This window comes from Saliphagus sp. LR7, from assembly GCF_003344565.1.
Classification (GTDB): domain Archaea; phylum Halobacteriota; class Halobacteria; order Halobacteriales; family Natrialbaceae; genus Saliphagus; species Saliphagus infecundisoli.
The window spans coordinates 18354-38381 of the sequence record NZ_QPND01000012.1; the positions used below are offsets into that span (position 1 = coordinate 18354).

At 58.6% G+C, this 20028-nt stretch carries 14 protein-coding genes; 6 read left to right on the forward strand and 8 right to left on the reverse strand.

The window, feature by feature from the left end:
- Positions 1 to 211: 211 nt before the first annotated feature.
- The 5 genes from DVH23_RS23615 to DVH23_RS23620 form a co-directional block, all read right to left on the reverse strand.
- Positions 212 to 553 carry a hypothetical protein gene (locus DVH23_RS23615; RefSeq protein ID WP_157972412.1) on the reverse strand — a complete coding sequence of 114 codons (342 nt, stop codon included), beginning with the start codon at positions 551 to 553 and terminating at the stop codon, positions 212 to 214.
- A gap of 291 nt (positions 554 to 844) precedes the next feature.
- Positions 845 to 4804: a type IV secretory system conjugative DNA transfer family protein gene (locus DVH23_RS15530; RefSeq protein WP_114578349.1), complete on the reverse strand. Its 3960-nt coding sequence runs from the start codon at positions 4802 to 4804 to the stop codon at positions 845 to 847.
- A gap of 74 nt (positions 4805 to 4878) precedes the next feature.
- Positions 4879 to 8292, reverse strand: a complete 3414-nt coding sequence (locus tag DVH23_RS15535; protein ID WP_157972413.1) for a VirB4 family type IV secretion system protein — start codon at positions 8290 to 8292, stop codon at positions 4879 to 4881.
- Between the two features lie 177 nt (positions 8293 to 8469).
- Positions 8470 to 9945: a hypothetical protein gene (locus tag DVH23_RS15540; protein WP_114578351.1), complete on the reverse strand. Its 1476-nt coding sequence runs from the start codon at positions 9943 to 9945 to the stop codon at positions 8470 to 8472.
- A gap of 62 nt (positions 9946 to 10007) precedes the next feature.
- Complete coding sequence (locus DVH23_RS23620; RefSeq protein ID WP_157972414.1) at positions 10008 to 10247, reverse strand: hypothetical protein; 240 nt, start codon at positions 10245 to 10247, stop codon at positions 10008 to 10010.
- A gap of 357 nt (positions 10248 to 10604) precedes the next feature.
- On the opposite strand from DVH23_RS23620, the gene DVH23_RS15550 reads away from it, so the two are divergent.
- The 5 genes from DVH23_RS15550 to DVH23_RS24305 all read left to right on the forward strand — a co-directional run bounded on the left by DVH23_RS15550 (position 10605) and on the right by DVH23_RS24305 (position 13989).
- On the forward strand, positions 10605 to 10802 hold the full coding sequence (locus DVH23_RS15550; protein WP_114578353.1) for a hypothetical protein: 198 nt from the start codon (positions 10605 to 10607) through the stop codon (positions 10800 to 10802).
- Positions 10803 to 10825: 23 nt separating this feature from the next.
- Positions 10826 to 11071: a hypothetical protein gene (locus DVH23_RS15555; protein WP_157972415.1), complete on the forward strand. Its 246-nt coding sequence runs from the start codon at positions 10826 to 10828 to the stop codon at positions 11069 to 11071.
- 171 nt (positions 11072 to 11242) lie between these two features.
- Complete coding sequence (locus DVH23_RS15560) at positions 11243 to 12562, forward strand: hypothetical protein (RefSeq protein WP_232833768.1); 1320 nt, start codon at positions 11243 to 11245, stop codon at positions 12560 to 12562.
- On the forward strand, positions 12555 to 13364 hold the full coding sequence (locus DVH23_RS15565) for a hypothetical protein (RefSeq protein WP_114578356.1): 810 nt from the start codon (positions 12555 to 12557) through the stop codon (positions 13362 to 13364). The genes DVH23_RS15560 and DVH23_RS15565 overlap by 8 nt, the downstream gene beginning before the upstream one ends.
- Before the next feature lie 454 nt (positions 13365 to 13818).
- Positions 13819 to 13989 carry a hypothetical protein gene (locus DVH23_RS24305; protein WP_198667948.1) on the forward strand — a complete coding sequence of 57 codons (171 nt, stop codon included), beginning with the start codon at positions 13819 to 13821 and terminating at the stop codon, positions 13987 to 13989.
- Positions 13990 to 14138: 149 nt separating this feature from the next.
- Here DVH23_RS24305 and DVH23_RS15570 read toward each other — a convergent pair whose 3' ends face one another.
- Together DVH23_RS15570 and DVH23_RS15575 are read right to left on the reverse strand one after the other, a co-directional pair.
- Positions 14139 to 14576, reverse strand: a complete 438-nt coding sequence (locus DVH23_RS15570; RefSeq protein WP_114578357.1) for a DUF6653 family protein — start codon at positions 14574 to 14576, stop codon at positions 14139 to 14141.
- 149 nt (positions 14577 to 14725) lie between these two features.
- Positions 14726 to 15160, reverse strand: coding sequence for a universal stress protein (locus DVH23_RS15575; RefSeq protein WP_114578358.1), 435 nt, complete (start codon positions 15158 to 15160; stop codon positions 14726 to 14728).
- Between the two features lie 994 nt (positions 15161 to 16154).
- Between DVH23_RS15575 and DVH23_RS15580 the strand changes: the two genes are divergently transcribed.
- Positions 16155 to 17690 carry a TrkH family potassium uptake protein gene (locus DVH23_RS15580; RefSeq protein WP_114578359.1) on the forward strand — a complete coding sequence of 512 codons (1536 nt, stop codon included), beginning with the start codon at positions 16155 to 16157 and terminating at the stop codon, positions 17688 to 17690.
- Between the two features lie 47 nt (positions 17691 to 17737).
- Here the strand turns inward: DVH23_RS15580 and DVH23_RS15585 are convergent, their stop codons facing one another.
- Positions 17738 to 20014, reverse strand: coding sequence for an amino acid permease (locus tag DVH23_RS15585; RefSeq protein ID WP_114578360.1), 2277 nt, complete (start codon positions 20012 to 20014; stop codon positions 17738 to 17740).
- Positions 20015 to 20028 lie beyond the last annotated feature (14 nt).

Here is a 20028-nt window from a genome sequence, read left to right on the forward strand (position 1 = left end):
GTATGATAAACCTTAGGCGCTATTGAAAGGTACGAAAAGGGGGAGATGGCGTCCTTGAATCCATAACGGCTGTGTATTTTTCTGAGGCCTCGCAGGCTGAGCAATAATTTCGGTGAGATATAGTCTGAATCTCGCGTTACATACAGACAATTCACCCATCAGTTAAGAAGAATTATGTCAGCTAAATTGTCCTCAGATGCGGGTTTCCTGGCTACTCACTGATTTCATAGGTTGTGCTGTCTCCTTCCTCCCAGTGGGTGTATCGTCCTTGATCTGGTGGTCGTGTATTGTAGGAAACACGGAGCAATCTGGTGTATAGGTTGCCGACGTCACCTCCTGCAATTTCAGCAATGCAACTATAGGCGTGCAGAACACGGTCAGATTCCCATTCAACCCCCAATACCTCAAAGTCGCTACTATTCGATCCTCCCGCAGATTCTTTGAGTGCGATCACCACTGACCTATCGAAATCCGTCTCCGCTATCCAGCGCTCATCGTTATCACTCAGAGTATCCCAAACGAAATCGCCTATTCCATCTTGAGAGATGGCCATATCGATCCCGTCACCATTGTGTGCTCCCCCTTCTGGAGTGCGTATCTCATGGGACGGTTCGTTTTCTAGATCCAGTTCGGGACACCCGCCACCCCCTTCCGAACATCCCGCGACCAAACTAATTCCACCGCTTCCAACCAACGTGAGAAGCGAGCGACGATTCATACCTACGTATTCGTTGTGGGGATAACAAGAAACCTCTCCAAGGTCAAAAAGTTGCTTGTGCAAAAAGCGACCATCGATAACTAAGCACTCCGATATAACGGATATCCCTCCATCAAGAATCTCTGGCTAGAGAAACCTCTTATCTTCATCGCGGTCTGACCTCAGGTCTTCTTCATTGCTGTTGGCCTCGGGTGCTGAATCGTCCGATCCCTTCGTTGCTTCATCTTTTAGGGCCTCAGAGCGACTAGGGGGAGTCTCCTCTCGGTCGGACGGAAGTAGTGGCCGGAACTCGCCTTGCTCGTAGATCTGCGGGCCGCCGTACTCCTCGTTATCATCGTCAGGGAAGATCACGAACATGAAGTCATCTATCGTTGGCTCCTGTGGGAACTCGTGTTCGGGGATGAACGGCGCTCTAACCGGCATCCAGTCTTTCTTGATCGCCTCTTTCGAGTCAACGACCTGTGTCTCTCCTTTGATCGTCAATGTGTACTCGTCGGTCCGTGGATCGTGCTCGTAGTATGCCGGGATCGAGTCACGATTCGGATTCTCCGCCTCCTTGACGCTCCCAAAGCGGGTGAACTCGTTGCCCTTCGAGTCGCCCATCACGACCTCATCGTCGTCTTCGCACCAGACGAGGTCGTAGGTGTTCCTCGGACGGAGCGCCACAACTTCGGGCTCTGGACGATACTTCGCCCCCTTGTTGTAGAACTGCCGGTTACCTGCCTGATCGACGTCGGAAACGAACGTGAGTTGATCGTGCTCGATCGTCTGGTTCTGTACCGGACCTTCCGTCCGGAAGATGATCTGCTCACCTCGTCGCGCCCAATAGCCGAACTCGTCGTGTTCTGCTGTCCCGTCTTTCACCGCGAACACACAGAGATGCTGCTCTTCCATCGCTTTCCGCAGGTTCGTCAGTGTCTGCATCGGCTTCGTGATCGTGCTCGTTTCGGCCTCGATACTGATGTGGCGGCCTTCCGTGAGCGCCCACAACTCGGGATACTCGTCTCGTAGGCGTTCTTCACGTTCGTGAATCTCCGCTAGCGTCTCACCAGCCATCGGATCGATCGGGAGATCCGCGAGGCCGTCCGGATCTTCTTCGCCTTCCTGGGTTGGGAGTTCGACCCACATCCCGAGCTTGGTGAACGCCTCGAACGATTGCGTGAGCACCCACCGGTGTTCGTCACCGCCGCCGCTCGCGCTACTGCCCGTATCCTGCAGCAGGTCGGCCGCTTCTCGTCCTTCGACGGTGAGCCGAAGCATCGAGTCACCGCCTCGTCGCTCCCGTTCCAGGTAGTCCTCGGGCGTCCGTTCGAGCACCTGCGAGGGTTTGCTTTGATAGCCCAGTTCGCCCGCACGACGGCTCCAGTCCGCTTTCACGTCCTCAGCGGGGACAAACCCGCCCACCGAGTCCTGTCGCACTTGTACCGCATAGGCGGCCTCGTAGAGCGCCTGCTGTGCTTCCTCACTTTCCAGGTCCGCTTTCGCAGCCTCAGCATCGTCCGCGACGGCGGCCCCCGCTTGGCTCCCGAGTGCCGCTGCGTCTTCCGGAGTCGCCGCCTCATCGTAGAACACAGCGTCTTCCTTGATGTCCTCAGCCGTCCGGCGCTCCTGGCCGTACTTCTCGAGCGAGCGCTCGATCAGCGCCTCGACGCCCTCCTCGTCACGCTCGTCGACGGCCCACTCGATCGGCGGGAACGCATCGACCTTGTACGAGTGCGTGAGCTCGTTGTGCTGATCCTCCGTTCGCATGTAGATCCGATACGGAGAGAGGTTCATCAGATCCGCCGGCTCAACATCATCGGAGTGCTGGCCGGCGATGAACTGGGAGTCTTTCTCACCACCCGCGTTGAACGAGAGGAACGTCCGGCACTGGTTTTCGATCGCGTGGGCCACCTGTTCAGGGAGCTGGTTCCACGGGTTCTGACACGCCAGCGTGAGACAGTAGCCGAACGCTCGCGCCTCGGAGAGCACTGAGTGGATGTTGCTCTGTGGGGTGACGATCGAGTCGAACTCGTCGCACAACACGAAGTACGGCGGGGGGTCGTCGTTTCGGTAGGTCTGCTCACGAACGGCCATCCAGGTCCGTCGGATCAGCGCCGTCGCGAACAGTTGCTTAATCGTATCCGACGACACACTGGTATCGACGACTATGATCTTCCCGTCGGCCACCGCATCCTCGATTGAGACCGTGGACTCGGGGAACGAGACATACTCAAGGACGACTGGGTTCTCGACCCACTGCTGAAGCCGGTTCTTGACGGGTCGAATCTCCGAGGCATCCATCTCTTGAAGCGTTTCGCGAGCGAAGTCCTCGATGAACGCGATCCGCTCCTCGGTCATCTGTTCTGCGTACTTCTGCATTCCCTCCGGATTGAGAGCCGCCCACAGGTCGAATAGCGTACACTGCATCCCCGAGCGAGCCATCCCACGCACGAGATTCCGAGTGATCATGTTCATCGTCGGCCCCCAGAACTCGCGATCTCCGCCCGCCTGAGCCAACAGCGCGGCGATATCGTCGGCGAGCGATTCGATCCCGGAGAGGAACGACGTCGAATCAGGATCGGCCTCGATCGGCGGCTCGAGGAAGTTGAAACCGACCCGCTGGTCGGGGTCGCCACCAAGTTCGATGTAGATCACGTCGTCCTCGCGATGCTCGGGTATCGCCGCAAGAAAGTCACGGGCGTCTCCCGTCCCTTTGGGATCGAAGTATAGCATCCCGTGGTCACGGTTCGCGATCTGATAGGCGAAGTTGTTCAACAAGGTCGTCTTCCCAAAGCCGGTCCCGCCGCCGATGAACTGGTGGACGTCCAGCAAGTCGGCCGAGACCCCGGCCTCGATCTGATTTTTCGTGCCGAGACCGTACCAGTAGGGCATGTCCGGGTCCCTCGTGTTCAACATCGCCGATTGCTTCTCGAGGTCTTCAGCCGTGTCGGGAATGCCGGCGTCTTCGAAGTCGAACCGGGGAGTTCCGGGCGGGATCCCCCGGCCGGAGGTCGCCATTGCGTAGTCCGTCTGTTGGGTATTGATGTCCGTCGGGACGTGACAAACGCCGACGAGCGTATCACTCGAGAACGTAATGTTGGCGTCCGTCCACTCCCGATTGACACCCTGTAAAACGAGGTCGCGAAGATCGGACCCGCTCTGGAACGTCGGGACGAAGCCCTGCTCGAACTTCGAGTCGTAGAACTTCCGGAACATCTTCGCCGTTTTCTCGACGCGACGGCAGGCCTCCTCGGGATCGGCGCTCGATGCGAACACTCTGATATTGACGTGATAGCCTTTCTCGCCGTGCTGATCGAGGATCACGCGAGCGGCCTTCGATTGGGAGTCGCCGACGTCGAGCGATCGCGTGAACTGTTCTTTGGGATCCTCCCCCCGCTTCTCGGGGTTGGTGATCTTCGCCAGCTCATCGGCCATTCCCGACGCTTGGAAGCCGGTCTTCGGGTTTCGGATCTCTTCGGCCGCTTTCTCGATTCCGTCATACCACTTCTTCCGACTCTGGGGATCGGAGATCGCGGGCTTGATGACGATCTGGATGAGGACATCCGCGTCAGACCGGGCAGCGGGATCGACCATCTCGGCGGTGATCGCGTCGTAGGGGTCCTGGTCGAAGTGGTCAGGATCGAGTTTGAAGTGCTTGATCGGTTTGAACTTCCCCGTCCCCTTGGCCTGTCTGAGTTGGAGAGAGGCCCCGGCGACGGCGTGGCCTGGTTCGGTATTCAGGAACACGGGAGACGGATCGATCACGTCCGAATCGTCGTAGAACGTTTTGAGTTGCCGACCGAGCAGCTGGCGGGTCCGTTCGTCACCGGGGACGAATCGGAAGCTGAGGGTTTCTGTCGAGTCCGTGTAGTGGAGTTCGAAGGTGTGGGCGTTCGAGACGTTCTTGCGGTTGAGGAATCCGCCACGATCGACGTCGTGCAGCGAGTTGAGCAACTGGCGACCCTTTTCGAGACTCCCGCTCTCGCGGTAGGGGCGTATCCCGACGAGTGGGTGCTCACGGGCTTGCTGGTGGATCGTCTGATTAAGTTCGTCGTCGATCTCGAGCGGTTGCGGTCCTGAGCCTGAAAACAGGTTATCGAACATGGTTACCTGAGGTAAACGCGCTTGCCGCTGCTCTCGATCGTCTCTCTCATCGTCTTGGTACCATTGCGGCCCATCTACAGCCACCTCCACTCGTCCGTCTGCTCACGCAGAAATGACGCCATGTTCTCCCCGTGATTCGACGGGTCGTACTGCACGAAGGCGAACTCACACGGGTTGTGATGATCGCCCATCTCGACGCGAAGCGGGTAACAGCCCTTCTGGTCGACCTTCAACAGAGCCTCAGCAAACCCGTATTCCTCTTTCCCGGGGGTCGCTCCCTGGATGTACTCTTTCTCTGAGTCGGTGAGATCGAAGCGCTCGGCCCACGTATCGTCCATCTCTTCCAGGTAGTGGAAGATCTTCACGCTCATCTGATCGATGATGATCTGGGCATCCTCCTGCTTCTGTTCGCGATTCTCATCGTCGGCCGTATCCTTCTCCCCGTAGAACTCCCCGACCGACTGCGTACTGAAGATCATCGAGAGATCGTAGTGCCGGGAGTGGCGGATCGCCTGCTTCAGGAACGAGAGGTCCGACGAGTGCTTGGTCATGTAGTGGGACTCGTCCATCGCCATGATCGTCGGGTGCTCACTGCGCTTTGCCTGCTGGTACACGAGCGAGGTGAGCGTCTGCATCATCAGGCCCGTCTTCGCCTCGCCCTCGTAGCGCTGGAGGTCCAGATACAGCGTATCGGACTCGCTGATATCGAGTTCCGTGGGTTGGGTCAGGTGGTGGTAGATCCCGCCCTCCTCGAATGCCGAGATGTCGTTGTTCAAGATCCGAATCGCCGTCTCCTTCCGATCTTCCCAGGACTCCTCGTCGTCGGCGATCTCGTCGCGAACGAACTGGTCCGGGTCGTTCACCATGTCCTCGAGGACTTGGATGACCTCGGTGATCGTCGGACTCGGTCGATCGTGGGTCGCAGGATCTTCAGTGATCCCCGCTTGGTCGAAGGCGACCTCGATCGCCTTCTGCCACGTTCCTTTCTTGTCCGTGAGATCCAGATCCTCAAGCCGGTAGTACGTCTGGATGAACGTCATTCCCCGGCGCTTGACGTCCTTGAGCGGTGTCGACTCGCCGATCCGCTTTAGCTTCTCCTCAGGGACTGGCTCGATCTCGAGGGGGTTGATCGGCGTCTCCCCTCCGATCACGAGATGATTCCCATCGAATACCTCGCAGAGCCCGGTGAACTCGCGAACGGGATCGATCAGAACCATCCGTGTGTCGGGGTTCTGGATCTTGTGGCGAAGCAGGAACGTCTTCAGGGTGGTCGTCTTCCCGCTCCCGATCTTGCCGAAGATCCCCATATTATAGCCCGTTCCCCGCGAAAAGAGATCGAGGACAGTCGGCTCACACCGATCAGCGTGAGTCCCGATCTCGACGCCGCCGGGCTCGATCAGGTTCTCGGAGGTCCAGGGGATCAGTGCTGCAAGCCCGTTGCTCGTCATGGTCACTTCCTCGCCCGTGTCGTCTTTCGCGAGCGGGGCGGCCGTCTGGTAGCCCTCGACCTGGTGGTACTTCATTTCCTTCGCGTTCGTGTTGAGCTCGCGAAGGCTCGTCCGAACGGAGCGCACCGCCTTCTTCAGCAGCTTCGGCGAGGGCGCTCGAAGCTCAATGTAGGTCGTACTCTCGAAGAGTCCTGTATCAGGCTGTTCAACGGATTCCTTGATGTCTCGAGCCGCTTCGTATCCCTGTCTGTAGCGTTCGGCGAAGGGGCTGTTCTTCTCCTCGGCACTGACCGTCTTTTGCTCCATGGCATCGACCTGGCTCTTCAGTTCTCGGCGCTTGTTCTCGATATCGAGCCCCTCGAAGTGAGTCGATGTGGTGGCCCGAACCCCTGGTTCGTCGAAGTTCAACACGGGTTCGAGCATTCCGAGCGGGGGTTGTCCCGGCCAGTCTCGGATTGCGATCGTCGCCGAGTAGGTGTCGTCGTCAAGGACGACGTATCGTGGGCTCTCGGAGGGGTTGATCGAGTCCGGCGAAAGGAGTGACTGGTAGCGCCACTCGAGTTCATCCTCGTCAGTCACGACCCCGATCGTCGCGCCGTTGTTCAGCTCGGCTGGGTCGTGCTCGATCTCCGTGAATTCGCTGTCCTCGTCGGTCTCATCGGTCTCGTCGTCTTCCGGCTCGTCTTCGGACTCGACGTCGGTCTTGGGCTGATCGTCCGATCGGTCATCCCGTCGGTCCTCGTGATCGTCGGGATCAGTCGAACGGTCGTCAACCCCAGGACGATGGTCTATTCCATCGTCTCCGTCTTCCTGGCCGTCGTCCCGGAAGTTGCCTCGGAGAAGCGAGGAAAGATCTCCGCCGCCACCACGACTCTGGCTGCGGCTACGGCCCTGGTCCTGGGGGTCCTGATCGGATTCAAGGACTTCTCCGCCGTCGGGAGCCGTCGCTTCCAAGCGGGTGTCTCCCCGACGTGATCTCGTCGCACCTGGGTCGGGTTCATCCTCAGTCAAGTGCTGGTAGGTGAGGTCGTACTCGGGATCTCCCGCATCCTCGGTCTCCGGGACAGGACACTGCCGTACGAGAGCAGTGAAATCCTCGTACTCGTAGACGTCGTCGCCCCGGTAGTAATCGGCGAGCACTTGCGAAAACGCCGACGACGACAGTGGGACAGCCGTGATATCCGAATCGACCGATCGAGCGAGTTCGGCGACCTCGGTCAGTCGCGTCTCGAGTTTGTCGATCATCTCCTGCAGGTGTTCTTCGGAGCCTTCGCGCTCGGCAAGCCGCCTTGCCGTCACGAAATTTCCGAGGACCGGCACCGCTGCCAATCCCTCGTCATCCACCGAGATAACGACGTCTTCGGGATCGACAGCGACGATGAAGTAGTACTCGCGCGTCATCGTTGTCTCTTGGAGGACGCTCACCGTCCAGGCACGCTCTTCGGCGACGTCGGTGAGCACGTTCCGGGGAAGCGCCTCCTCCTCGTTACCGTCATTCTCGAAGGAGATCGCCTCCGAACGATACTCGGATGCTCGCTGACGGTAGGTGTTCTCCCGAGATTCGTAATCGACCGAGCGCATTGTGTTGAACCACTGGGCACCGTAGTTGATTTTCGACGCGAGCGCACGGGCGAGCCGATTAACCTTGAGTCGCCACTCCTCTTCGTCCTTGGTCGCCATGTTCGCGGGCGTCACGCGCACGGCTCCGATAAGCGTCCCATCGTCGCGCTCGATCGCGTGAGAGTCGCGGTACGCTTTCTGCACGTCGACGAACTCTTGAGTGGGTTCGTCGTCGCCAGCTCCGAACACACTCGATTTGATGAGCGGAAGCGAAGCTAGTCGTCGTGCGAGCGATTCCGGGTCGGGTTGAGTTCTGGTGGTGTCGTTGGACATGGAGTGCAGGTACTCTGGTTGGTCGGTGTAGTGGCGGTACACGTCGCGAACGTAGTGATGGATCTCGCGATCCGACGGGGCCGCAAAGATCAGGACCGTCGAGACGACGAACGCTAGGACGCCAATCGTCCCGAAGAGGTACGTCATCCCCGGTGGAGCCAATAGGACGGTAAAGGCCCACACCATGAACGTGACCGAATAGACGATTACGAACTCGGAGAGGGCTCTTCCGGCGAACTCCGGTTGCTTCACGATCGTGTTCAGTACTTGATCGCGCCGTTGGTCGGGTTCCTCTGTGGACATGGGTAGTGTGAGACTCTGAATTCAGTCGGACATCCTTCGATAGGCGTCGACGTCGGTTCGGTGGCTGCCGATCTGTCCGATCGACCGCCGAGACGAGCCCTGATCACGGGACGCTTGGCGGACCATCGTCGTCCGCTCGGCCTGCGTACTGCCGGCTCCCCGGCCCTTGTGAACGCGCGAGTCGAGTCGTGGCCCACTCTCGCCCGAGAGAAGCCCGACCCGCTGGCCGAGGTTCACTGCACGGCTCTGGGCGGCCGACCTCCCGTTCGACGCAATATCACGGGCACGACTGCCTGCGTAGCGCGCCTGCTGGGGTGCCTTCACGTCGTACCCCATCTCGCTCCGACGACGGAGGCCGTCTCCAACGGCGCCAGCAGAACCAGCCATCAGCGCGTTCGTGAGGAAGGTCGCCTTCATGATCACGAGAGGCAGCAGGATCGCGACGAACAGCGTCCCCAGGGTCAGGATCACAGCTGAGAGGCCGCTCTGACCGATGCTCCAGTCAATGCTGATCGCCGCTTTGAACAGCAATGCGGTCGGCCACGGCATGATGAGCAGGCCGACGTACGACCAGATGAACATCGATCCCAGTCGCCGAAGCACCCTGTGTGGACCGAGTAAGGCAAGCGAGAGGGCGAACGGGAACAGGAACGGCATCACCATCACGAGCAGGGTGTAGCGAAACCCCCACAGCAGGGCGAACACCATCGCCTCAAACCAGCCGAACAGGTAGATCCCGCCCGCTGCTGCGAGCCCACTCGTACTCGCGAGTTCGGGGAGATTATCGAGTAACTGCGCACCGTCCGGTCCGAGCCACGACGCGATCGAATCCGCAGCAAGGTGCATCGCCGACGTGATTGGCCACGACAGGGCGAACGCAATGGTACCGCCTAGGATCAACAGCGCCCACGATGACGCCTGATACGAGTTCAGGATCGGTCCGAACGGAAGGACCGTTGCGACGACCATGATCGACAGGACGATGAGGAATAGGACGAGCGGCGACACCGCCCCGATGTAGATCTCGTCATAGAGTGCATCGTAGTGATCGGTCGTGGGCGATCCGAAGACGCTCATCCAGCCGTCGTTGTCCATCGTCGGCGTCCCGAGGGCGAACTCAACCGACCCCTCGAGAACCGACTCGAACGTACTCCGAGCGTGTTCGTCGATCCACTCGACGACGTGATTGACCATCGCCGTCGCGATGTTTCGCGGGTCTAACTGCGAGAATCCGAACCCGCCGCCACCTCCGCCTCCTCCAATGGAGTCATCGGTTTCATTGCCAGAAGAATTGTCTGGCGCTGGGTCGTCTCTCTCCTCTCCGATCCCGCCATTGGAGATGCCATCATCGGTGGCGTTGTCGTCGCTCTCGTTACCATCACCGCCGCTCTCGGCCTCGCTCTCGTTGTTCTCCCCGTTATCGGAGAACGGTCCATCACCAGTGGTTTCGTTCTCCTGAGCACTCGCACTATCAAGCGCGAAACCTGGCGCAATCACCAATCCGGGCAACAAAACGACGAGGAGGACAACTCGAAGCCAACAGACTCGGCGCACATGACTCACCCGAGAATCGGGATACACGGGGGCACGTCCAGGCTCCCGATATTGACCGCGAGCACCAGGACGCTAATCCCGAACAGGACGAACCCGACGGCGATTGGCACGCGACCCATCATCGAGTAGCCCGTCTGCATCCACCAGCCACTCACTGGCAGCGCCTCGATCGCGCCACCGAGGAAGATCGCCGCCACGATCACGCCGAAGAACATGAAAATCGCGACCCAGATCACTAGCTGCATGAAGTCTCCGGCGGGTGTGTTGCAGATCTCACTCGCCTGAAGTGGGAGCACCGCCGGTCCAGTGCTGGTCGTCGACGTTGCCGATGCCACGCCTGACGACCCCACCAGCGCTAGCAACGTCATCGCGAGCGCCGTCACGGCCCGAACGCGCGAGCGCAGTCCCGAGACAATAACCGGATCTAGAATCTGTTCGACTTCGACTAGTGACGCCAGTGAACGGTATCTTGACATCATCTGTTTCGAGGTGAGGATATGAAGGTATATATTCGCTACTACAATGATATGACACGTGGTAGTAACGTATTTATGCTTGTTCTCGCATACCAGGAATTATGGTATCCAACCAGAGGATCCACAATGAGTACTAAATCGAACTCAGTCAAGACAACGACGTATCAGGGCAAAATCGACCAGGCAGTCTGGGACGACTTCAAGCAGTTCGTTCCTCGAACGACGAACCTCGACGAGAAAGTCAACGAACTCATTCGCGAGTGGACTCGTGAACAAAAGCACCGCAAACAGCGGCTTGCAGAGCTCGAAAACGGAGACACATAAGAAAACGAGAGGAGTATCTACCAATGCCAGTGTACTTCAAGCGAACGGATGCAAAGCTCGGACGGCTCATCGGCGTCTGTACCGTCATCGCATCGGTCTTCATCCTGGGTGGTGGTGATATCCTCCCCGGAGTCTTCCTCGTGATCGCTGGTGCGTTCGTGTTCGCCAAGAGCGATCCCAATCACTCGGCGTTGCGTGACCTCGGCGTAAAGCTCGTCTACTTCCTCTTGATCGGGATCGCGGTGACGACCTATGTCGCGCTGAACTGATCGGAGTTGCCAATGACCCAGGTCTCCGATTCAGCCATTCGTATCAAATCGTCCTCTCGGCGGCAGGTTCTCAAAGCTGGCCTCGCGGTCACAGCCGGACTCGGGCTAGCCGGATGTTCTCGTGAAGACCTCGAGGAATCACAAGCGGAACTCAACGAGAGTATCGAGAGCATGGAAGGGACTGCAGGGACGGCGATGGGGCCGCCATCGCTCGACCCCTCGGCGTACGCCGACTACTTCGATCGGGTTGTCGTCGCAACTGACGTCGGTGCTGATCCGACGGGCGAGCAACCAATCGACTCGATCCTGAACGCCGAACTGCAGCCAGGAACGCTGTTGCATTTCCCCGAAGGCATCTACAAGATGAACTCGGGGTTCCGGGCGACCGGGAGAAGGGGAAACCTCGGGATCACGGGCCATCGGGCTGTGATTCGCCATGGAGAGGTCGAGGCAATCCATCGGCATACGGTCGATCGGGGAGAGTACAGCGGCACCACGATGATGTTCCGTATCGGGACGTCGTCACGGCCACACCACGGAAATTTCGTGTTTGGGGGGCTTATCTTCGATTGGGCGTGGCACGAGGACGCGGGAATGCAGGGCCTCAATGCGTTTATCGACGGGCAGGCTGAGATCCGGAACATCGTCTTCCACGGAACGCATTCCCTCGGGTCATTCGCCAATTTGCGTGTGGCGTCTGCCGAGCCCGACTCGGTCGCTCTGGTTGATTCGATCGATATGCGCGGGGGCGGGCTCCACTACATCGATACGATCAACACCCGGGAAGAGCGCCGGTTCGATGACGGCCCCGAGCATCCTGACTTCGGGCAAAGCTGGGGCTCGACGGGGTTCACTGGCCATCCCGATCAGCAAGGGACGACAGTCATCCGCAATATGGTCTGTGGACCCTGGCCCGATAACACGGTCTATCCTCGAGGGGGCACCGGCCGAAAGATCGTCTCGGGATGCACCGTCTGGAACGGCGGCGGGTCCCAGATTCGGAACAACGGAGGCGACGACTGGGAGCCTGTCGAGTGGGTGGATGGAACCGACGACAAAGAGGAAGCCCTCGACGGGCCGTATCCAGGCTCCGTCGTCGAAAACTGCTACGTACTGATCGACCACAAGCCGGAGGGTGTCTACATCGCCCCACGTGGAATCCTGCTTCAGGACGGTCCGCAACTCGTTCGCAACTGTGAAATCGAAATCGCGTTTTCTGAGGCCGGGGGCGCGGGCGGAACGTACGGAATTGGCACCCGCGGCGAAGGTGGGTCGGCACCGGCCGGCCCAGCGGTCGTCGAGGAGTGTGTGATTACGCTTCGCGAGGACGCGAACGCAGTATACGTCTCGCCGTATACGGATTCGATCGACTTCCGCGAGATGCAGGTCAACGTCGTCGGGTGGAATCCAGTGTCCTCGAGTGCGTTGATGGGCGGCGAAACTCCGCGGATGGACCAGCTGACGATCAACACGGTTTCAAACAATGAATAGACGAGAACTGCTGGCGACTGGCGGCGTCTCGCTCATCGCAATCGCTGGCTGTCTCGGCACCTACGAGGTCGCGAGACAGTCGAGCCTCATGCCAGACAGGGGCGATCGGGAATCCGGTTCCGACGGTGGTTCGGACGAGGGTAGGCCGCAACTGAGCGACGATGACAGTGGTCCGCTAGCCGATACCGACAATGGTGAGGGCGACGGCCCGCTCGAGGACGACGAGAACAGCAAGAACGAGAGCGAGCCAGTACCGGAGGCCAACAGGAGTAACCACTCGGACGAACCCTACGAACCTGATGACGGCCCGCTCCTCGACGATGTAAACGAGACGGACAGCAACGAGACCAGGAGGAACGCAACGAACGAGACCGACGAGAGCCCTGCAAGCGAACCAGAGGCCAACAGGAGTGCCGAGAACGAGACTGGCGGGAACGAATCCAGTGACGTGCCTGACGATCGCCCAGATGATCCGACCGAGCACGTCACCTGGATTGAGACCGATCACGAAATCTTCGAGACGGAATACGGTGATTCAGAGGTTATCATCCTCGGGGAGATTCGCAACGAAACGGGCTACGATCTCTCGTATCTCCGTGTCGGCGGACAGGGCTACCTCGATGGCGAACTCATCACCGAAAACTCGATCGAAATCGCTGGATTAGCCACTGGGGACACCCTCACGGTCGAAATCCCGCTCTACGTCGAACCAGAAGCCATAGACGAGTATCGATACGGAGTGTGGGAAGCCGAATACGAGGAATGGTCCTCCCCGCTGAACAGCAGCGAGGTGGTGAGCTAGTCAGCCAACCTGATTCTAACATCGATCATCACGAACAGCACGACCGACGCTTCACGTAGACCACGACAGTCCCCTCGCGAAAGAGCGCGATTGTCTCTTGGGGGATTCCGAGCCGTTGGACGAGGCTGGCGATATGGAGGACGATTCCGGGGAGTACACACCATCATCTGCTGTCCCTCTACTAGTGGGTCTTCAGCCATTAACGGCTAGATTTGACCGGTAGATGGACCAAAGTAGTATCTAGCGATTCACGACTGAAGCGACACTAGTCGCTATTCTCAGGCGTGTAGATGGAAAATAGGGTTGGACGCAGAGCCTTGTGCAACAATTGGAGGGAGATGACCATCCGATGTTGCACAAGGTGGGCGTAGAGACAGACCTACGACGTCACATCAGGAAATTGCCTCGCCATTCGATCTCTGAGTTTATCTCACGGGAAATCTAAAGACAGCACGTGTCTGACGGAGAAGACGACCAAATTGATTCGAAGAAGATGGCTCTGGGGATTGCGTTCGGACCGCTACTAGGAGTCGCTCTTGGGCTCGCACTGGGCGAGATCGCGATAGGTATTTCGGTTGGGATGGGCCTCGGTATCATTCTCGGTGTCGTGTGGGGCCTCACGTAGTGAACTGCCACGTGCGAACGTGAACAGCTGACGCTGTGCTCGAAACTCACGGTAACGCATCGGTTGGATTACCTCGATCGAATCACTTAGCGTTACGTATAGGTGAACCACGTATGGTTCTGGGCGGAGGATAGATATGGGATCGATTCTTACTGCGAATCAGCTTCTTCGTAGTACTCGATAATCTCCTTCAAACACCATTGATTGAGTCCTTGTGAGGCGAGTGTGAAAACCACCGTTGAGACAGGTTTGCGTTTGTACGCCGCGTAGAGGCCATAGAGGCCGATTGGGAGACTCACAGTGTTGAGGATCTGTGGGTAGCCGAGACCGATGAGACGGTGTCCGTCGTTAGTCCAGCGTTCTTCAGCACGTACGACCTTGTACATCCAGTCATCCACCTCTTCACGTGGTTCGGGGAATAGCACCGGATTGATGAGTAAGAACAGGAGAGTGAGCCCCAACAACTTCCATTTCCGATGATAAACTGCGCCTACAGCCACGAACCCTGCGGCCATTCGACTCCACCCGCTCTTTGGATTAGAGTGCCTGGCCCACATATTCTCTATCGCCGTCGACTCTTTGAGCATCTCGACTCGCTCGGAAGAGATACGTTTTGCTGTCAGATTAACATTCCGCCACGACGTTCAGTTCACATCTGGATGTGACGAGGCGGTTGGATCACGCCGTCGGACCACCCCATCGTTACGTACAGGCAATGTAGATGTAGAACACCGGTTCAGGTGTCTCCACGCGGAAGGGCGATCACAGGCCGATCCGCGTTCGTCACAAGCTTGAGAGAAAGATCTCCCGAGAGGAAATGTACGAGCCGATTCCCCCCCCGAGAGCGAAACGCGATGGCACTCGCGTCAACTTCATCAGCAGCGTCGATAATCGCCTCGACAACGTCCCTCTCATAGGCCGTATGATCCTCGGCATAGGGGAATACACGTCGGACAGCGGCATACGATTCTTCTGCTATCGCTTCCGACTGTTCGACAGGTGTTTTGTCCGGTACACCTTCTCCTTTCTCGACGACGTGGAGCGTAGTTACTCGGCGCGGTTGATACGGCTCGAGTGCGAGTGCTGTCTCTCGAGCGTCTTCCTCATGGGCAACTGGTAGGAGAACATGGTCAAGCAAGTCCTCGAATCCACTGTTGATATGCTCCTCCATAGTCGATAGAAGCACTCCCCAGTGTTAAGAACTCACTTTCTTTCATGCCTTCAGAAGTAGTTATTTTTTAAGGGCGATCCGAACTATCTCTCCAGGTTGAATAGAACGATTGCCTCAAGAACGAACCCTGAGACGGTTCACAACTTGTTATTCCTGTTGCGAGCATATTCTTCTTGCTGGTATTGATCAAGTCGGTAGTACACGGCCCATGCCACCCATACGAATATGATGGCACTCCCAAGGAGTGTTTCCCACCGGACCCATGGAGAATTAAATACCTGTGCGATCGCGACTGTCACACCGATCCATAGTAACACTATTAGAAGGATCTGATTGGATGACTTAGGCACGATAATGCTTCGCCAATCCATTATAAACAATTGGAGTTGCGCGACAATAAATCCCCCCTTAGGCCGACCGGCCTGTATCTTGTCAACGAAATCTCTGTCAACTACCCCGCGCTGAACGCCTTCGGCGTTCTGTGGACGGGGCTTGTGTGGCTTCGGTCGGGAGTTGTGGTCCCGGACCGACTTTTGTGCCGGTGCGGTCGGTCGGCAGAGGCAATGTAATTGGACGTGATCTGGGAGACTTCGCGGCCGGACGAGCCGGCTCGGAGCGGTCGCGTCGTCGGTCCGTCCTTCGGGGCCGGTTGACGGCGGCCCGTCCGGAGCGAGGAACTAACCCGTTCCCGCACCGAAATAGTGGTTCGGCACCCGTTGCCGGGCTGTCTGTAGCCCGCTTCAGACGATATGTGACGACGGGACCGGCCGTATGATCGGTTTCGCACAGCTTCGCAACGCGCTCTCCCCCCTCCCTATCGCTCGCTTCGCTCGCGCTTGAGGAAGGGGACTCCGCGCTACCGGTTAGTTGAAAGAACTAAAGCGTTATATGGCTGGCTTATTGTTGGGATACATTGTATCGGAAGGTTCATTGAGAGAGATTGAGTTTTCGGCCTTATGTCTCTTGGTTTCAGAGATGTCACCGGTGGTCGGCCATGTCGATAAAAGTCGATTGGAAACAAAGCCTCGCGTTGACTGGGACGGTTCTCAAATATCTCGCCCTCCCATTATGCATCCCGCTTGTTGTCAGCATTCTCTACCGAGAGGGGATCCTTCCTTTCATCCTTACTATTGTGATTACAGTTGGGGCTGGTGCAGCACTTGAACAGCTGAGACAAGAGGAAGATTTCCACCCACGCGAAGCGTTGTTATTCGTCGCCCTAGCATGGGGAGCAGTTTGTTTGATTGGAGCAATTCCCTATCTAATTGCCGGGTACGGAACGAATTCAACGCTCGCTCATCCAGCGAACGCGTTATTTGAATCGACTTCAGGCATTACGACGACGGGGGCAACCGTCATGGGCAATATCTCGACTGAGCAACACTCACATGCGCTCCTCATGTGGCGTCAGCTTACACAGTGGCTCGGCGGCATGGGAATTATCGTCCTCATGGTCGCGATTCTTCCACAGGTTGCAGTAAATGGGGCTCAGTTAATTCAGTCCGAAGCCCCAGGCCCTGAACTCCAACAGTTGACGCCTCAGATCGCGGAGACTGCTCGCCTCCTCTGGATGTTCTATTTTGGGTTCACGATCCTCTATATTTGCATACTTCTGATTTTGCATTGGATCGGCTTGGCACCCAATATGGGAGTCTACAATGCTGTCGCCCACGGGTTTACTACCCTCCCAACAGGAGGATTCTCCCCAGAAGCAGCGAGTATCGCGGCGTTTTCACCTGCCGTACAATGGGTTGTAATTCCGTTTATGATTATCGCGGGCGTCAACTTCGCTCTCTGGTACTATGTTCTCCAGAGAGATTACCGGTCATTTATTGAAAACCGGGAGTTCCAGGTCTATCTCGGTGCGATCGCCGGCTTAATTCTGATTCTGTGGGGGCTTCTGTTCACCGGAGCTGCCCCAGCATTAGAACTCGGCGGGACGACGCAAGGGAACCTTGAAAATTCAGCACGACAAGCCGCGTTCCAGATCGGTTCGTTGATGAATTCCACTGGGTTCGCGACCAGCGATTTCGCACAGTGGGACGCAACAGCGCAAGCCGTGCTCCTGTTTGCGATGTTTATCGGTGGCTCTGCTGGATCGACTGGTGGAGGGATCAAGGTTATCCGATGGGTGGTTGTCCTCAAAACGGTCCATCGAGAACTCTATACCACCGCCCATCCTGACGCTGTACGACCAATCCGGCTCGGTGGGTATATCGTTGATGAGGATGTACTCCGTGGGATTATCGGATTTACGTTCATGTACCTGCTACTTTTCGGAGTTGCGACGGTAGTAATCGTTCTCGATGCAGGCCGCGCTGGTCTCGATCTCTCGATACTCGAAGCACTCAGCGCAAGCCTGGCTACGATTGGAAATATCGGCCCTGGATTCGGTATCCTCGGGCCCTTTGGAAGTTATCTCGAATTTCCTGTCTCAACAAAACTTATTATGGTGTTTTTGATGTGGGCAGGCCGATTAGAAATCATTCCAGTCCTTGTATTGTTCACGGGCCCCTTCTGGAAGCAATAGTTCTGGGCTTCAGCACCTTGGACTGAACTCAAAACCGAGTGTCTGGCTCAGTCGCGGCCGAAGAGCCGATTCCGGAGCGACCGCGACGATGGCCGCTCGGTCAGCAATACCGGCGTCTCCAGGGTCTCGAGGACGTCGAAGACGAGCGAGCCCTCGACGATGCGTGCCAAGAGTCCCTGCTCGGTCGCGCCGAGGACGACCAGGTCGTAGTCGGCACCGAGGCGCTCAATCGTCGCCTCGGGATCGCCCGTCTCGACGCGCAGGTCAGCGTCGGCCAGTCCGTGTTCGGCCGCCCACTCGTCGAGGAACTCGCGACCCTCCCCTTCCTCGCCCTCGTCCGCGACGTACAACAACGACACCTCGACGCCGGCGGTCTCCCGGAGTGCGAGGGCGACCTCCGCGGAGAGGTCAGAGGACCCTCCCCCTGCTGTGGGGACGAGAACCCGTTCGGGATCGAGGTCTGCCCCGTCCAACACGAGGAAGTCACACGGCAGGTCGTGGGTCAGTTCGTCGATGGCGCCCTCCGCACGCCCGCCGGTAAAGCGGGCGCCGCCGTAGCCCATCACGACCATGTCGGCGTCGTTCGTTCGTGCTGCGTCGTAGACCTCCTCTAACCCACGGTGAGAAAGGATCGTCCGTGTCTCGACGGGAACGTCGAACGGCGCTGCGTCCTCCCGTGCGGCCTCGAGCAGGCCCTCCGAGGCCGCGTCGAGGTCCGCTTGGTTCTCGGCGGCGGTCTCAAGCGAGGTCTGGTCGGGGACGGAGATGATGTGAGTCGCGAGGACGTGCCCGCCCTCATGGGCAGCGAGTGCGCTCGCGAGCGTGATAAGTGCGCGTTCGGTCCGCGGGTTCGACACCGCGACCATGATCGTCGGCCCCTCGTTTCCGTCGGGCGAGACCGCGTCGGCGGCATCGACGACCCGGTCGGGAAGGTCCTCCTCCCGGTGGCGGATGTAGTCCGAGAGGACGCCTTGCTGGGTCGTGTTCCGGCGCGCATACACGAAGTACCAGACGACGGCAGCGGCGACGAACCCGACTGAGAGCGCGATCTCCTGGGTCTCCATGAACGCGACGAGCCCCAGGGATAGGACTGCCCCGAGGATCGGCGTTACCGGATACAACGGAACCCGGAAGTCCGGATCGTACTCGGGGACGTCAGCCTCGCGGAAGACGATCAGCGCGACGTTCATCAGCGCGTAGACGATCAGGTGGAGGACGCTCGCAGCCTTTGCTAAGACTTCGATATCCTGACCTAACAGAGCGATGAACGCGACGATCATCCCGCCAGTGACGAGGATCGACCGGTAGGGCGTCGCGAAGCTCGGGTGGATCTCGTTCAACCAGTCGGTGACGATCCGATCCCGGCCCATCGCGAAGTTGATCCGGGCCGACGCGAGGATCGAGGCGTTGGCCGACGACGCCGTTGCCAGCAACGCGCCGATGGTCATTATCGCTGCCGCGCCAGCAGCAACCCCACCAATAGGGCCGATAGACGAGGGGAATGCCACTTCTGCAGCTTGTGCGACCGGGGCATCCTGACTCAGGTCGGGCCAGGGGACGACCCCGAGCATCGTCGTTACGAGGATCGCGTAGATCACCGTGACGATGGCGACGCTTCCGATGATCGCGATGGGAAGATTCCGTCCAGGGTTCTTCAGTTCCTCGGCAACGGTCGCGATCTTCGCGTAGCCCAGAAAGGAGACGAAGACGAGCGCGGTCGCGGGCAGGATCGCGCCCATCCCGAAGGGGGCGAGTCCGTCCTCGCCTGCGAGCGTCGGGTAGTCAAAGGAGGCGAAGCCGGCGACGGCGAACGCACTGAGGATCGCGAGCAGCACGAACACGATGACCGTCTGGATCCCGCCGGTCTCCTTAGCGCCGATGTAGTTGACGGCGACGAAGATCCCGCCGGCGACGAGCGCCCCCAACTGGATGGGATTGAGGAAGGCGATCTCGGGGAGGGGGACGAAGACGGCGAGATACTGGCCGAAGCCGATACAGTAGAACGCCGAGGCGAACGCAAGGCCCATCCAGTCGCCCATGCCGGCGATCGAGCCGAACAGCGGTCCCAGGGACTTGTTGATGTAGTAGTAGCCGCCGCCGGCTTTCGGCATCGCGGTCCCGAGCTCCGAAACCGAGAGGGCGTTGACCATCGCGATTAGTCCACCGACGACGAACGAGACGACGACGACCGGCCCCGCAGCATTGGCGGCGACGCCGGGCAGGACGAAGATCCCGGCGCCGATCATCGTCCCGATTCCGATCGTCATCGCGGAGACGAGCCCGAGGTCCTTCGCGAGTTCCTCGTCGCTCCCACCCTTGCTCATGTCCGGGCCATCGA